Origin of the sequence: Nocardia uniformis NBRC 13702, from assembly GCF_001613345.1 — a bacterium.
GTDB lineage: Bacteria > Actinomycetota > Actinomycetes > Mycobacteriales > Mycobacteriaceae > Nocardia > Nocardia uniformis.
In genome coordinates, this window is sequence record NZ_BDCE01000015.1 from 13,497 (window position 1) to 27,571 (window position 14,075).

General features: G+C 63.9%; 14 protein-coding genes and 1 tRNA gene. 13 read left to right on the forward strand and 2 right to left on the reverse strand.

Annotated features, from left to right (window positions below; all coding sequences use genetic code 11):
* Positions 1 to 166 precede the first annotated feature (166 nt).
* From NU1_RS04130 to NU1_RS04175, 10 genes are all read left to right on the forward strand, one after another.
* The gene (locus tag NU1_RS04130; RefSeq protein WP_067517560.1) at positions 167 to 931 is read left to right on the forward strand and encodes an MlaE family ABC transporter permease; all 765 of its coding nucleotides are present in this window, start codon (positions 167 to 169) and stop codon (positions 929 to 931) included.
* Positions 932 to 935: 4 nt separating this feature from the next.
* Positions 936 to 1,787 (forward strand): MlaE family ABC transporter permease, encoded by an 852-nt coding sequence (locus NU1_RS04135; protein ID WP_067517561.1) that lies wholly within the window; start codon positions 936 to 938, stop codon positions 1,785 to 1,787.
* Positions 1,788 to 1,916: 129 nt separating this feature from the next.
* The gene (locus NU1_RS04140; protein WP_067517562.1) at positions 1,917 to 3,047 is read left to right on the forward strand and encodes an MCE family protein; all 1,131 of its coding nucleotides are present in this window, start codon (positions 1,917 to 1,919) and stop codon (positions 3,045 to 3,047) included.
* A gap of 3 nt (positions 3,048 to 3,050) precedes the next feature.
* A complete protein-coding gene (locus NU1_RS04145) occupies positions 3,051 to 4,079 on the forward strand; it encodes an MCE family protein (RefSeq protein ID WP_084520967.1) in 1,029 nt (342 codons plus the stop codon).
* Positions 4,076 to 5,149: an MCE family protein gene (locus tag NU1_RS04150; protein ID WP_067517564.1), complete on the forward strand. Its 1,074-nt coding sequence runs from the start codon at positions 4,076 to 4,078 to the stop codon at positions 5,147 to 5,149. Before NU1_RS04145 ends, NU1_RS04150 begins: the two co-directional genes overlap by 4 nt.
* Entirely contained in the window at positions 5,146 to 6,384 is a 1,239-nt protein-coding gene (locus NU1_RS04155; protein WP_067517566.1) for an MCE family protein, read from the forward strand. The genes NU1_RS04150 and NU1_RS04155 overlap by 4 nt, the downstream gene beginning before the upstream one ends.
* On the forward strand, positions 6,384 to 7,601 hold the full coding sequence (locus NU1_RS04160) for an MCE family protein (protein ID WP_067517568.1): 1,218 nt from the start codon (positions 6,384 to 6,386) through the stop codon (positions 7,599 to 7,601). Before NU1_RS04155 ends, NU1_RS04160 begins: the two co-directional genes overlap by 1 nt.
* A gap of 2 nt (positions 7,602 to 7,603) precedes the next feature.
* On the forward strand, positions 7,604 to 9,022 hold the full coding sequence (locus NU1_RS04165) for an MCE family protein (RefSeq protein ID WP_067517569.1): 1,419 nt from the start codon (positions 7,604 to 7,606) through the stop codon (positions 9,020 to 9,022).
* Positions 9,019 to 9,858: an Rv1363c family protein gene (locus tag NU1_RS04170; protein WP_067517571.1), complete on the forward strand. Its 840-nt coding sequence runs from the start codon at positions 9,019 to 9,021 to the stop codon at positions 9,856 to 9,858. The genes NU1_RS04165 and NU1_RS04170 overlap by 4 nt, the downstream gene beginning before the upstream one ends.
* On the forward strand, positions 9,855 to 10,361 hold the full coding sequence (locus NU1_RS04175; RefSeq protein ID WP_067517572.1) for a hypothetical protein: 507 nt from the start codon (positions 9,855 to 9,857) through the stop codon (positions 10,359 to 10,361). Before NU1_RS04170 ends, NU1_RS04175 begins: the two co-directional genes overlap by 4 nt.
* 129 nt (positions 10,362 to 10,490) lie before the next feature.
* Here NU1_RS04175 and NU1_RS04180 read toward each other — a convergent pair whose 3' ends face one another.
* Both NU1_RS04180 and NU1_RS42110 read right to left on the reverse strand, forming a co-directional pair.
* Positions 10,491 to 12,074 (reverse strand): alpha,alpha-trehalose-phosphate synthase (UDP-forming), encoded by a 1,584-nt coding sequence (locus tag NU1_RS04180; protein WP_084520968.1) that lies wholly within the window; start codon positions 12,072 to 12,074, stop codon positions 10,491 to 10,493.
* 61 nt (positions 12,075 to 12,135) lie between these two features.
* Positions 12,136 to 12,303, reverse strand: a complete 168-nt coding sequence (locus NU1_RS42110) for a hypothetical protein (protein WP_169814992.1) — start codon at positions 12,301 to 12,303, stop codon at positions 12,136 to 12,138.
* A 198-nt stretch (positions 12,304 to 12,501) separates the two neighbouring features.
* Between NU1_RS42110 and NU1_RS04185 the strand changes: the two genes are divergently transcribed.
* The 3 genes from NU1_RS04185 to NU1_RS04195 all read left to right on the forward strand — a co-directional run bounded on the left by NU1_RS04185 (position 12,502) and on the right by NU1_RS04195 (position 14,065).
* Positions 12,502 to 13,341 (forward strand): alpha/beta fold hydrolase, encoded by an 840-nt coding sequence (locus NU1_RS04185; protein WP_067517575.1) that lies wholly within the window; start codon positions 12,502 to 12,504, stop codon positions 13,339 to 13,341.
* A gap of 134 nt (positions 13,342 to 13,475) precedes the next feature.
* On the forward strand, positions 13,476 to 13,718 hold the full coding sequence (locus tag NU1_RS04190) for an MbtH family protein (protein ID WP_019931522.1): 243 nt from the start codon (positions 13,476 to 13,478) through the stop codon (positions 13,716 to 13,718).
* Between the two features lie 275 nt (positions 13,719 to 13,993).
* Positions 13,994 to 14,065 (forward strand) — tRNA-Thr (locus NU1_RS04195).
* The last annotated feature ends 10 nt before the right edge of the window (positions 14,066 to 14,075 follow it).

The window sequence follows — 14,075 nt, forward strand, 5'->3', positions numbered from 1 at the left end:
GTGAACATGTTCTTTGAACTGGACGCGAGTTCAGAAATAAGCCCTGTTCAAAACAGTCAAAGCCTTCCCTGGGCATACAGGAACGTGTTCTAATCTTCGAACGGGACCGGGATCACATTCAGATCTCGGTAGCTATAGCAAGGCAGGGGCAGGAGGAATCGCGGGAATGAATGATGTCCTCGCCGTACCGTTGCGGGCGGTCGGAGGGTTCTTCGAACTCGCCGGTGATGTTGCCCGCGCCATGGTGCGGCCACCATTCCAGCGACGCGAATTCGTCGACCAAGCCTGGTTTATCGCCAGGGTCTCCATCGTCCCCACGTTGCTGGTGGCGATTCCATTCACAGTGCTGGTGAGCTTCACGCTCAATATCCTGCTGCGGGAGATCGGCGCCGCCGACCTCTCCGGCGCGGGTGCGGCCTTCGGAACCATCACCCAGGTCGGGCCGATGGTTACCGTGCTCATTGTGGCCGGTGCGGGCGCGACGGCCATCTGCGCCGACCTCGGCGCACGCACCATCCGCGAGGAAATCGACGCCATGCGGGTGTTGGGCATCGATCCGGTCCAGCGCCTGGTGGTGCCGCGGGTGCTCGCCTCCATGTTCGTGGCGATGCTGCTCAACGGCCTCGTCTCGACGATCGGAATCCTCGGCGGCTTCTTCTTCTCGGTCTTCCTCCAGGATGTCAACCCGGGCGCGTTCGTCAACGGCATTACGCTGCTGACAAAACTGCCCGAGGTGATCATCTCCGAGGTCAAGGCCGCGCTGTTCGGCCTCGCGGCCGGACTGGTGGCGTGCTACCTGGGCCTCAACGTCAAGGGTGGTCCGAAGAGTGTCGGTGACGCGGTGAACCAGACCGTAGTCTTCTCGTTCATGGTGTTGTTCGTGGTCAACGTGGTAGTCACCGCGGTCGGCATCAAGTTCACGGCGCGGTGATCTCATGGCATTCGTGATCGAATCTCGATTTCCCCGAGTCACCAAGCGGGCCAAGCGCTTCGGCGAGGGGCTCGACTCCATCGGCAAACATGCGCTGTTCTACGCCCAGTCGATTGCCTCGGTGCCGCGCGCGCTGATCCACTATCGCACCGAGACAATTCGGCTCATTGCCGAAATCTCCATGGGCACAGGCGCACTCGCCGTTATCGGCGGCACCGTTATTATCGTCGGTTTCCTGACGCTGGCCGCGGGCGGCACCATTGCCGTCCAGGGCTACAGCTCGCTCGGCAATATCGGCGTCGAAGCCCTCACCGGCTTCTTCGCCGCCTTCATCAACGTTCGTATCGCGGCACCGGTGATTTCGGGTATCGGGCTGGCGGCGACACTGGGTGCGGGTACCACCGCACAACTCGGTGCCATGCGCGTCTCCGAAGAGATCGACGCCCTGGAGGTCATGGCCATTCGACCGGTGCCCTTCCTCGTCGGCACCCGAATTCTCGCGGGCATGCTCGCCATCATCCCGCTGTACTCACTCGCCGTTATCGCCTCCTTCATCGCGAGTCGCTTTGCGACAGTGGTGATCTACGGCCAGTCGGCGGGCGTCTACGACCATTATTTCGAAACCTTCCTGATTCCCAGCGACATTCTGTGGTCGTTCGCGCAGGCGATCTTCATGGCCCTGGCGGTTATGGCGATCCACACCTACTACGGCTTCCATGCCGCGGGTGGTCCGGTCGGCGTGGGAGTCGCGGTCGGTAATGCGGTGCGGGCCTCCCTGGTCGCGGTTGTCTCGGTGACACTGCTGATCTCGCTGGCCATCTACGGCACCTCCGGCAACTTTCACCTCTCCGGCTAGGGCGGCGACATGGTGGGTACGCAACAGCGTGATGCGGCCGCGAGCCCGATGGGCTACGGCGGCATTCAAAAACCAAGACCTAAACAAACTCTCGAACAACCATGGGTTATCCGGCTCGCCGGACTCGGCATGGTGCTGGGCCTGGTGGCCATCGTCACCCTGTGCCTGGTCACCTTCGCGGGCGGTTTCGAGAACACCGTCAAGGTGACCGTCGACGCGCCACGCGCCGGTCTGGTACTCGATCCCGACGCCAAGGTGAAGATTCGCGGTGTGGAGATCGGCAAGGTCTCCGGCATCCAGAACACCGCCGACGGCGCCCGTCTCGAACTCGCGCTCTACCCGGACCAGCTGAAGCTGGTGCCCGCGAACGCGCTGGTCGATATTCGCTCCACCACGGTATTCGGCGCGAAGTACATCAATTTCGTTGCCCCGCAGAATCCTTCGGCTGATTCGCTGAAGGCGGGCGCGGTCGTACAGGCCAGCTCGGTCACCGTCGAGTTCAATACGCTGTTCCAGCATCTCAATGATGTGCTCGCCAAGGTGGAGCCGGAGAAGCTGAATGCCACGCTGCAGGCGGTGGGTTCGGCGCTCGAGGGGCGGGGCGAGAAGATCAACCAGTTGCTGGTCGACAGCGACGCGTTCCTGATCGATATCAATCCGTCGCTGCCGACCCTGCAGGAAGATCTGCAGAAGACCACACAGGTGACCGGCCTCTACGCCGACACCGTGCCCGATCTGCTGCGGACCACCGACAATCTGGTGGTCACCGGCGGCACCCTGGTCGATCAGGCTGGGAATGTCGACGCCGTGCTGGCCAATCTCATCGGGCTGGCCGATACCGCCACTCCGATTCTGAACGAGACCGAATCGCCGCTTGTGGAAGCACTTCGACTGCTGCGGCCGACCACCGACACGCTCTACGAATACCGTTCCGCGGTCGGCTGCGTCATCAATGGCCTCGGTCCGCTGATGCCGGTCTACGGTCAGATCTTCGGCGGCCGCTACCCGGCGGTCTCCATGAATGCCAGCATCATGCCCGCCGGTGAGCCCTACAAGTACCCGCAGGACCTGCCGAAGGTGAATGCGACGGGTGGCCCACGCTGTGAGGGCATCGCCGATTTCGAACCGGGCGACAAGGCCAACTACCTGGTTACCGATACCTCGGAGGGGCATGTCTGGCAGCCCGCGACCCAGCCGCGTATCAATAATGGCGGCACCGTCTTCCAGCTGCTGTTCGCCGGATTGCCGGGGGTGGAGTAAACAGTGAAGTTCAAGCCACGCGCGGTCACCGTCAAGCTCGGCCTGTTCACCCTGATCATGGTGTTGGTACTGGGCATGCTCGGGATCGTCTTCAGCCAGATGCGGTTCTCCCTCGAGAACGGCTACCACGCCGTCTTCACGAGCTCGTCGGGCATTCTGCCCGGCGCGAAGGTGCGCATTGCCGGCGTACCGGTCGGGTCCGTGACCTCGGTGCGAGTCGGCAAGGACAATCTCGCGCATGTCGAATTCGACGTGGACCGCAAGTACCGGCTCTACAGCAGCACCACGGCCGCCATTCGCTACGAGAATCTCGTCGGTGACCGGTACCTGGAACTGCTCGAAGGCCCCGGCACCGCACAGGTTTTGAGTGCGGGTGCCACCATGGGCACCGATCGCACCAAGCCCGCACTGGATCTGGACATGCTGCTCGGTGGGATGAAACCGCTACTGCGCGGTTTGGATCCGGCGCAGGTCAACGACCTCACGGAGGCGCTGCTGCAGATCTTCCAGGGGCAGGGCGGAACGCTGGTATCACTCCTGAACAGCTCCGGCTCGTTCGGTAAGACCCTCGCGGAGCGAGATGCCTTGATCGGCAGTGTGATCGACAATCTCAGGACGGTGCTGACCACCATCGACGATCGAGATCAGGAGTTCACCACGACACTGGACGAGCTGCAGCGTCTGGTCAGCGGCTTGGCTGCCGACAAAGACCCCATCGGTGACGCCATTCCGCGGATCGCGGGTGCCACCGGTGATCTCACCGATCTGCTGACCCAGGCTCGCCCGGATCTGAAGGACACCGTCACACAGCTGGGCCGCACCGCCGCGTCGATAGACGACCAGGCAGGCGAGATCGAATGGATCATTCAGAATCTGCCGGAGTCCTACAAGAAACTGGTCCGCATCGGCTCGTACGGTTCGTTCCTGAACATCTACGCGTGTGGCACCAATATCCTGGTCGACGGCCCGGACGGCAAACCGTTGCTTCTCAATCTGCCTGGCAATCAGACCACCGGGAGGTGTGAGAAGTGAACGAAAAACGCTCCTCCACAATAAATGTGGGCATCATCGGCATCGTATTGGCAGTGACCATCTCCCTGGCCGCGCTGCAATTCGACCGGGTGCCGTTCCTGGCCTCCGGTGCCCAGTACACCGCGCACTTCGGTGATGCCGGTGGTCTGGTGCCGGGCGACCAGGTGCAGGTGGCGGGTGTGCGGTCCGGCCGCGTCGAAGATGTGAAGTTGGACGGTGCGAAGGTGCTCGTGCGCTTCTCCCTCGACGAGGGGATCACGCTTGGTACCAAGACCAGTGCCGCAATCAAGACCAATACGGTACTCGGCCGCAAATCCCTCGAGGTGACCCCGGCGGGCGGCGGCCACCTCCGCAAGGATGACCCGATTCCGTTGGAGCGCACCATCTCTCCGTACTCACTCAATGACGCGCTCGGGGACCTCGCCACCACCGTGCACGGCTTGGATATGGAGCAGGTCAACACCACCCTGGACGCGCTGTCGACCACGTTCGCCGATACCCCCGCGCCGCTGCGGTCGGCACTGGACGGCGTCACGGCCCTGTCGCGCAGTATCAATACTCGCGACCAGGCGCTCACCGATCTGCTGGGCAAGGCGCAGGGCGTCACCAAGATCCTGTCCGACCGGGCCGCCAAGATCAGCTCGCTGCTCGTCGACGGCAATCAGCTGCTCGGCGAACTGGATGCCCGGCGCACCGCGCTCGGTCAGATGATCGTGTACATCAACGGACTCGCACAGCAGCTCACCGGCTTCGTCAACGATAACGAGGCGCAGCTCAAACCCACACTGGACAAACTGAATTCGGTGCTGGATCTGCTGCAGCGCAATAAGCAGGACCTCTCCGACGCGCTCGACGCCCTCGGCCCCTACGCGGGTGCGCTGGGCGAGCAGGTCGGTAGCGGCCCGTACTTCCAGGCGTACATCTCCAATGCGACGAGTAAGGGCATCCAGCCCCTGATCGACGCGCTGGTCTGGCCAGAACACCTGCCCGATGACCTGAGGTCCTACCTCGATAACGGCCCGGGTGGCCCTCCCGGCATCTACCCCGGACTGACGGAGCCCGGCAAATGAACGCACTGAAAAAAGTTGGAAAGCTGCCGCGTTGGACACGCGTCGTCGCGCTGGTAGCTGTGCTCGCCGTCGTCGGTTTCCTCGCGTACCCCGTGGTGAGCCGGATCGGCAAGACCGAGATCACCGCGTACTTCCCGGCCACCAGCGGTCTGTACGCCGGTGACCAGGTGCGGGTGCTCGGAGTGCAGGTCGGCACCATTGATTCCGTCGATCCGGGCAAGGACCGGGTGACGGTGAAGATGACCATCGACCGCGGCGTGGATCTGCCCGCCGATGCCGCGGCCGTCATCGTGTCCCCCTCGCTGGTGTCGGCGCGTTTCATTCAGCTGGCCCCCGCCTACACCGGCGGACCCAAGCTGGACGACGGTGACACCATCCCCATCGAACGCACCGCAATACCGGTGGAGTGGGACGACATCAAGACCGAACTATCCAAGCTGGCAACCACTCTGGGCCCGGTAGGCGATGACGAACAGGGCTCCTTCGGCCGCTTCGTCGACACCGCCGCCGCCAATCTCGACGGCAATGGCGAAGCCTTCCGCGACACCCTGCGGGAACTGTCCGGTGCGCTGAACACCCTGTCCGACGGGCGTACCGATCTCTTCGCCACCATTCGCAATCTGCAGCAGTTCGTGGACGTGCTCTCCAAGAGCAATGACCAGATCGTGCAGTTCGGCGGACGACTCGCCTCCGTCTCCTCGGTACTCGCCGGGGTCTCCACCGATCTCGGTGCGGGACTGGAGAATCTGGATATCGCCGTCGCGGATGTGCAGCGCTTCATCGAATCTCGTGGCGGTGCGTTGACCGAGGGCCTGGAGCGAATGGCCGATGTCACCCAGTTGCTGGTGGACAAGCGGCCCGAGCTCGAGAAGGTGCTGCACTCCGGTCCCACCGCCCTGGTCAACTTCTACCAGCTCTACAAGCCCGCCCAGGGATCGCTGACCGGCTATCCGGTGCTCACCAATTTCGCCGACCCGATCAGCTTCATCTGCGGCTCGATCGAGGCGTTGGAAACCAATGATTCCGATAAGAGCGCGGACCTGTGCGCCACCATGCTCGGCCCGGTGCTGAACAACCTGGCCATGAACTATCCGCCATTCATGCTCAGCACACCGACCAACGCCACCGCCTACCCGGAGCAGCTGGTGTACAGCACGCCGGAGGTGGCCGCCCAGGCCGGTCAGGTCACCGTGCCCGGCAGTATTGCCGAATTGGCTCTTCCGGGAGGCAACTGATGAAAACCATCCTCGGACGACAGCGGGTGGCGGGCCTGGCGATCGGTATCGCCATCGCCCTTGGTACCACCGGATGTCAATGGGACGGCCTGAACTCGCTGCCGATGCCCGGTGCCGCCGGTATGGGTGAGGACGCGTGGCAGGTGAAGATCCAAATGCCGAATGTCACCACGCTGACCCGTAATTCACCGGTCCGCATCCACGACGTCACGGTCGGCTCGGTCACCGGCATCGAGGTGGAGGGCTGGCACGCGCTGGTCACGGTGAGCCTCGAGAAGGATGTGAAGCTGCCCGCGAATGCCACCGCGAAGATCGGGCAGACCAGTCTCCTCGGCAGTAATCACGTGGAATTGGCCGCCCCGACCGATGTTTCGGCACAGGGTGAGCTGAAGCCCGGAGATACGATTCCGCTGGAGCGGGCGGGTGCGTTCCCGACCACCGAGCAGGTGCTGTCCTCACTCTCGGTGGTGCTCAATGGCGGTGGTATCAGCCAGCTGGAGAACATCACCAAGGAACTGAACACCGCGCTGAGTACGAATACCGAGGCCATTCGCGATCTGCTGCCGCAGTTGAATACGCTCATCGGCACCCTGGATGCCCAGACCAACGACATCATCGCGGCCATGGGCGGTCTGGATCGGTTCTCCGGAATCCTCGCGCGGCAACAGGATCAGGTGGCCTCGGCCATCGACAATATTCATCCCGCGCTGACCGTGCTCGCCGATCGCCGGGAGAACATCACCGGTGCGCTGAGCGCGCTCGGTGGGCTCAGTGATGTGGTGTCGCGGATCGTGGAGAACGGCGGCGACAATCTCACCGCCAATCTGGCCAATCTCTGGCCGACGCTCGAGGAGATCGCCAATACCGGCACCAATCTCGGTGCGGCACTGGGCATGTTGCTCACTTTCCCGTTCTCGATGAAGGATATGGACGGCGCGGTACGCGGCGACTACCTGAACGTCAAGATCACCTTCGACCTCACCTCCGCGCGGCTGTCGCAGAACTTCCTCACTGGAACCCCGCTCGGCCCGCGATTCACCGGTATCGAAGGTGCGCTCGGTCAGCTGGGCGGCACCGCCGGTGATCCGGTCGATCCGCGGACCGCTCCGCTCGAACCCAAGCCGGAGACCCAGGCACCCGAGCCGAGTATTCCGGGGCTGCCAGCGATTCCGGGACTTCCGGCCATTCCGGGTCTCACCGTGCCGCAGGGGAACTGACCGTGAAACTCACTCGCTTCGTCAAGATCCAGCTCGTCATATTCTCGGTGCTGACCGTTATCGGCATCTCGGTAATGGGCGGCGCATACGTGAAACTGCCCGCCATGGTCGGCATCGGCCGCTATGACGTGACGGTGCAGCTGGCCGCCACCGGCGGGCTCTACCAGAACGCCAATGTGGCCTTCCGCGGCACCAATGTCGGCAAGGTGCGGGAGGTTCGGCTCACACCGAAGGGTGTGGACGCCGAACTGTCGATCGACAGCGACTTCAAGATTCCCAAGGATGTCGACGCCTACGTCCGCAGCGTGTCCGCGATCGGCGAGCAGTACGTCGATCTGGTTCCGGTCGATAATCCCAAGGGCGGCAACCTGTCCGACGGTTCGGTCATTCCAGTGGAACGCACCAAGCTGCCCCAGGATGTCGGCACCCTGCTGGAACAGACCGATCGGCTGCTGAGCAGTGTCGCCGATACCAAACTGCAGCAGGTCATCGAGGACGCGTTCACGGCGTTCAATGGCGCCGGTCCCGATTTGCAGCGCTTCCTCGACTCCGCCTCCCTGCTGATCCAGGAGGCGAAGAACAATACCGAGGCCACCAAGGATCTGATCGACAAGATCGGACCGCTGCTCGATACCCAGATCGAATCCGACGCGGCCATTCGGTCGTGGACCAATGATCTGGCCACCCTGACCGATCAGTTGCGTGAACATGATCCGGCGCTGCGGAATGTGCTCGTCAAGACGCCAGGTGCCGCCACCAGCGCCACCCAGCTCTTCCAGGATTTGAAGCCGACCCTGCCGCTGCTGGCGCGCAACCTCGCCAGCGTCGGCCAGGTCACCTACACCTATGACGCCGGTGTCGAGCAATTGCTGGTGGTGTTCCCGCCGCTGGTGGCGGCGCTGCTGACGGTGGCCTTCGGTGGTCCGCTCGAGTACGGCGCCAAGGTCGACTTCATGGTCAGCGTCAACGATCCCCAGGGTTGCACCACCGGCTTCCTGGCGCCCGATCAGCGGCGCTCGGCCGCCGAACGGGATGCGCCCGACACTCCGGGCGGCCTGTACTGCAAGGTTCCCCAGGACGCCCCGTTCGCGGTCCGAGGTATCCGCAATATGCCCTGTATGGAGGTGCCGGGCAAGCGCGCGCCGTCTCCGGAACTCTGCCGTGACCCGCAGGGATATGTGCCGCTCGGCGATAACCCGCCCTTCGGCGCACCCAACCCGGTGACACCGTCGGGTGACCCGGCCTCCGGTGCGCCCACCGGGACCCAACCGGCCTCCGTGGAGAGTCGAACGTACGATCCGCTTACCGGCACTTTCCTCGGACCCGACGGTCGCACGTATCGTCAGGCCAATATCGGAGCCGATGGCTCCGGGGTGGTCCCGACGAGTTTGACAAATATGGTTCAGGAGCAATTGCGATGAGTGACACCAGTGGGGTGAAGAAAACCCGTCGGCGCGCAGTGCGCACGGAAGGGCCGCCGCCGGACGAGCAGACCACCACCTCACAGGTGTACGAGGCCACCGTGCCGGTCACCGAGACCGCAGCGGTGGAGCTCGGCAAGCCGGTGGTGGGGCTCGATAAGAAGTCGGACGAGACGGCCGCGAAGGTGGCGGCCGCCGAAACGGTGAAGTTCGGCAAGACTCCGGTGGAAGGGGCGACCGAGCGGATTCCGCAGGCACCCGCCGCACCGGCCGAGGCCGCCGCACAGCCCCCGGTTCCTCCGGCCGCCGCTGCCGAATCCGAAGCGCCCGCAGCCGCTTCGGCGGGCACCGGCTTCGGCTGGGAGCGGATCGTGGCCGCGGCCGCGGTGGTGCTCGCCATCGCACTCATGGTCGGCACGGGTTTCCTGATCAACCTGCGCAATGAGGCCGCCGACGAGGCCGCCCTGCGCGCGGACTACATCCAAACGGCCAAACAGACCATGCTCAATATCACCAATATCAGCGCCGAAACCGCCGCCGACGACATCAAGCGCGTGCTGGAGGTGACTTCCGGCGATCTCGCCACCGAATACGAGCAGCGCAAGGACGATTACGCCGGAATCGTGCAGAAGGCGGAGGTGAAGGCCAAGGGGGAGGTCATCGACGCCGCCATCGAGAGCTCCGACGACAACACCGCCATTGTGCTCGTCGCCGTCAAACAGACCCTCACCAATGCCGGGGCGGAAGGTCCGCAGCAGCGGCAGTTCCGCTTCCGGGTGACCATTGCCCACACCGAAAAGGGTTTGGCCGCAACGCAGATGGAGATGGTGGTATGACCGCGCCGAAGTCCTCCACGAAACTACGTGACCAGCTGATCCTGGTGGGCGCGACCGTACTGCTCGCGATCACCGTCGTCGTCGGCACCTGGGCGGGCTACGGGTACTGGCAGGACACGCAGGCCGATTCCGCCCGCGAGGACGCACTCTTGGTGGCCCGACGTGCCACCGAGGGCATGTTCGGCTACAACTACAAGTCCATCGACACCCAGATGGCCAAGGTCACCGATGATATGACCGCCGACTTCAAAGAGGACTGGAAGAAGGTGACCGAAACCGTCCTCGCACCCGGCGCGAAGGAGAAGGAACTGGTCGTCCAGGCCACGCTGGTCGGTAGCGGTGTGATCAAAGCCGACGCCCGTCACGTCGAGGCGATGATCTTCCTCAACCAGAAGAGCACCGGCAAGGATCCCAGCAAGGGCACCGTCGATGCCAGCCGACTCCGGGTCAAGCTCGAAAAGCAGGACGGACGTTGGCTGGTGGCCGACGTCGATCCGATTTAGCCTGCGAGACAACTTTTATTCGTCGGGGGTGCCGCGATCGCGGCACCCCCGAGTCGTTTCACGGCTCCTATCGCCGCTTCCTACCTCATCGGCAATCCGGCTGGCGACACAGCACTCAGCACCCCGAATTCAGCGTTGCGGAGCCGGATCCACGTCGTCATCACTCAGCAACGCGCTCCCCGCCACCCGGTCCTGCGCCAGCGCCTCCAAAAACGCACGCGCCCAACGGTCCACATCGTGGGTCAGCACCTGTCGCCGCATCGAACGCATCCGGCGGCGGCGGGCGTCGCGGTCGTCATTGATGGCGCCGGTTACGGCGTCCTTGACGCTTTCCAGGTCGTGTGGGTTGCACAGGTAGGCCTGGCGCAGTTCGCCTGCCGCGCCGGTGAATTCGGATAGCACCAGGGCGCCGTGCAGGCCGCCCTGGCAGGCTACGTACTCCTTGGCCACCAGGTTCATGCCGTCGCGCAGCGGAGTCACCAACATGACGTCGGCGGCCACGAAGAAGGAGACCAGTTCCTCGCGCGGGATGGGGCGGTGCAGATAGTGGACCACCGGGTAGCCGACGCGGCCGTATTCGCCGTTGATCCGGCCCACCTGGCGTTCGATATCACCGCGCATCTGAATGTAGGACTCGACGCGTTCGCGGCTCGGTGTGGCCAACTGGACCATGACCGTTTCCTCGGGGTTTATCTGCCCCTCCGCGAGCATCTCCTCCAGTGCGGCCAATCGGATGTCGATGCCCTTGGTGTAGTCCAGGCGGTCCACGCCCAACAGGATGTTCTTCGGATTGCCGAGTTCGGCACGGATTTTCGCGGCCCGCTCGCGGACCGAGCGGCGGCGGGAGTACTCGTCGAGTTGGGTGGAGTCGATGGAGATGGGAAACGCGCCGACGCGGACGGTGCGGAAACCCACCTGCACCACACCGAGTTTCGAGCGCACACCCACATTGCCGCGTGAAGTCGGTTGTCCCGCAAGGCGTCGCGCCAGGTACAGGAAATTCTGCGCTCCGCCGGGCAGATGGAAGCCGATCAGGTCCGCGCCGAGCAGGCCCTCGACAATCTCTGTCCGCCAAGGCATCTGCATGAACAGTTCGACCGGGGGAAACGGAATGTGCAGGAAGAAGCCGATGGTCAGATCGGGGCGCAGCATGCGCAGCATCTTCGGTACCAGCTGCAACTGGTAGTCCTGCACCCAGACCGTCGCGCCCTCGGCGGCCACCTTCGCGGTGTGTTCGGCGAAGCGGCGGTTCACCGCCACGTAGGCCTGCCACCACTTGCGGTCGTACACCGGCCGCACGATCACATCGTGGTACAGCGGCCACAGCGTGGCATTGGAGAAGCCCTCGTAGTAGTCGGCCACCTCTTCCGACGACAGCGGCACCGGGAACAGGTCCAGACCGTCCTCGGTAATCGGATCGAGGTCGACATCCGGCACACCGGCCCAGCCGACCCACGCGCCCTTGTTGCTGCGGAGCACCGGTTCCAGCGCGGTCACCAAACCACCCGGACTGCGCTTCCAGCGGGTACTGCCGTCGGGTAGGCGCTCCAGGTCGACCGGAAGGCGATTGGCGACGACAACGAACCCCGAGCCGGCACCGGAGTCGGGAATCAGGGCACCCGGGCCGCGATAGGCCGCGGCCGCGGGAGACCCGTCGAATTCATCGGGCTCGTTGTCCGGTAGCTCGTGCTGGGGGTCGTTGGTCCGTGTCATCTGTCCACTCGATCCTTTGCCGGTCGCGGGTAGCCCGTTGTAGTTGTCTGCTGTGAGTGCCTCAGTCGGCTCGTGTACTCGGCGCGATTCCGAGCATTGACAGCAACATGCGGCACTCGTCGGCATCGGTGGCGTACGCGGCTACCACCTTCTGGGCGGCGCGAGCGGTTTCGTCGGCCAGCGGTTCCAGATCGTCGTCCGCGATGTCGTTGGCGCTTTTCGCGGCCATCATCGTGTCCTCTCGGGTGTCTGTGCACAGGTTACGAGGAGTCCATGTTATCCGGCCCGCATCCGGGAACCGTCCGCTCGGTGTAGACGGTGCCCCAAACGCAATGGTGAGAAACGTCGCGCCGCCGAATGCCTATACGGTGGAAGTGCGGGCGCGACCGGGCTCCGTGTGAATCAATCTGATGAAGGGGTCGATGTAATGCCGTTGGCCACGGTGAATGGAATCTCACTGAACTACCAGGTCAAGGGGGACCGGGCCAAGGGCGCCGACGTCAAGGGCGGTGGGCCGCTGGTTGTCATGATCATGGGCACCGGCAGCCCGGGGCGGGTGTGGGAACTGCATCAGGTGCCCGCGCTGATTGCCGCCGGGTACCGGGTGTGCACCTTCGACAACCGCGGCATCAAACCGTCTTTCGAGTCCGCGGGCGGTATGACCACCGACGATCTGGTGCGCGATACCGCCGGACTGATCGAATTCCTCGATGAGGGACCGGTGCTGCTGGTAGGGACCTCCATGGGTGCCCGTGTCGCCCAGGAACTCTCGCTCGCTCGCCCCGATCTGGTGCGCAAGGCCGTCTTCATGGCCGGACACGGGCGGCTCGACCAGTTCCAGAAGACGCTGTCGGCCGGTGAGCACGAACTCGATGCCATGGGTGTGACGCTGCCGCCGAAGTATGACGCCGCTCTCACCGCCGTCATGAATCTGTCCCCGGCCACCCTGGCCGATCCGAATTCGGCCCGCGACTGGCTGGACCTGTTCGAATTCAGCGGCGGACCGGCCTCGCCCGGTGTGCGGGCACAGCGCCGGATGGACCGCGACTTCAACCGGCTCGCCGCCTACCGGGCCATTACGGTGCCGTGTTTGTCGATCGGCTTCGCCGATGACCGAATGATCCCGCCGTACCTGTCGCGGGAGGTCGCCGACGCCATTCCGGGCGCTCGCTACCAGGAGATTCCGGACACCGGGCACTTCGGGTACCTGGAACGGCCCGAGGCGGTCAATAAGATCCTGCTCGATTTCTTCGCTGGCTGCAGGTAACCACCAACTCGTAACGCTTGCCTTGCTAGGGTCGAATCAACGTCGGGGGTTCGTTCGACGCTCGTGGATGACAACCGAGCGGTGCGCGATCCGTCAACGTTCCCGTAGACAGCGCCAGTATCCAGTGAGGTGAAATGAGCACCAATCCCTTCGATGATGAAGACGGCCGGTTCTTCGTTCTGGTCAACGACGAGGAGCAGCATTCCCTGTGGCCCGCTTTCGCCGAGGTTCCGGCGGGCTGGCGGGTCGTGTTCGGCGAGGACAGCCGCGCTGCCTGCGTCGAGTACGTCGAGAAGAACTGGACGGATATGCGTCCCAAGAGCCTGCGTGACGCCATGGCGGCGGACGACGCGGCTCGTCAGGCTGCCCAGTCCTGACATAGCGATGTGACGTCGCACCCGTAGCGACTGCTTGCAGGTCGCTCGAAAGGGCCTGCAGCGACTGCTTGCAGGTCGCTCGAAGGGTCGGCCCCTCGTCCGGGCCGCCGAGTGGGGAATCTGGGAACAGCTGCGCAGGAACGTTCGACCGGGCCGCGATCGCATGACACCTCGGTGCCGTGCGATCGCACCGGTTCAATGCTCTTCGTCAGCGTCCGAGCTGGATCCGGCTTTCCGCGCAGCCGGTCCATCCGGTTATGATGACTCCGCTTTCCGCCTCCTTAGCTCAGTGGTAGAGCACCGCTCTTGTAAAGCGAAGGTCGTCAGTTCAATCCTGACAGGGGGCTCGTAGACGGC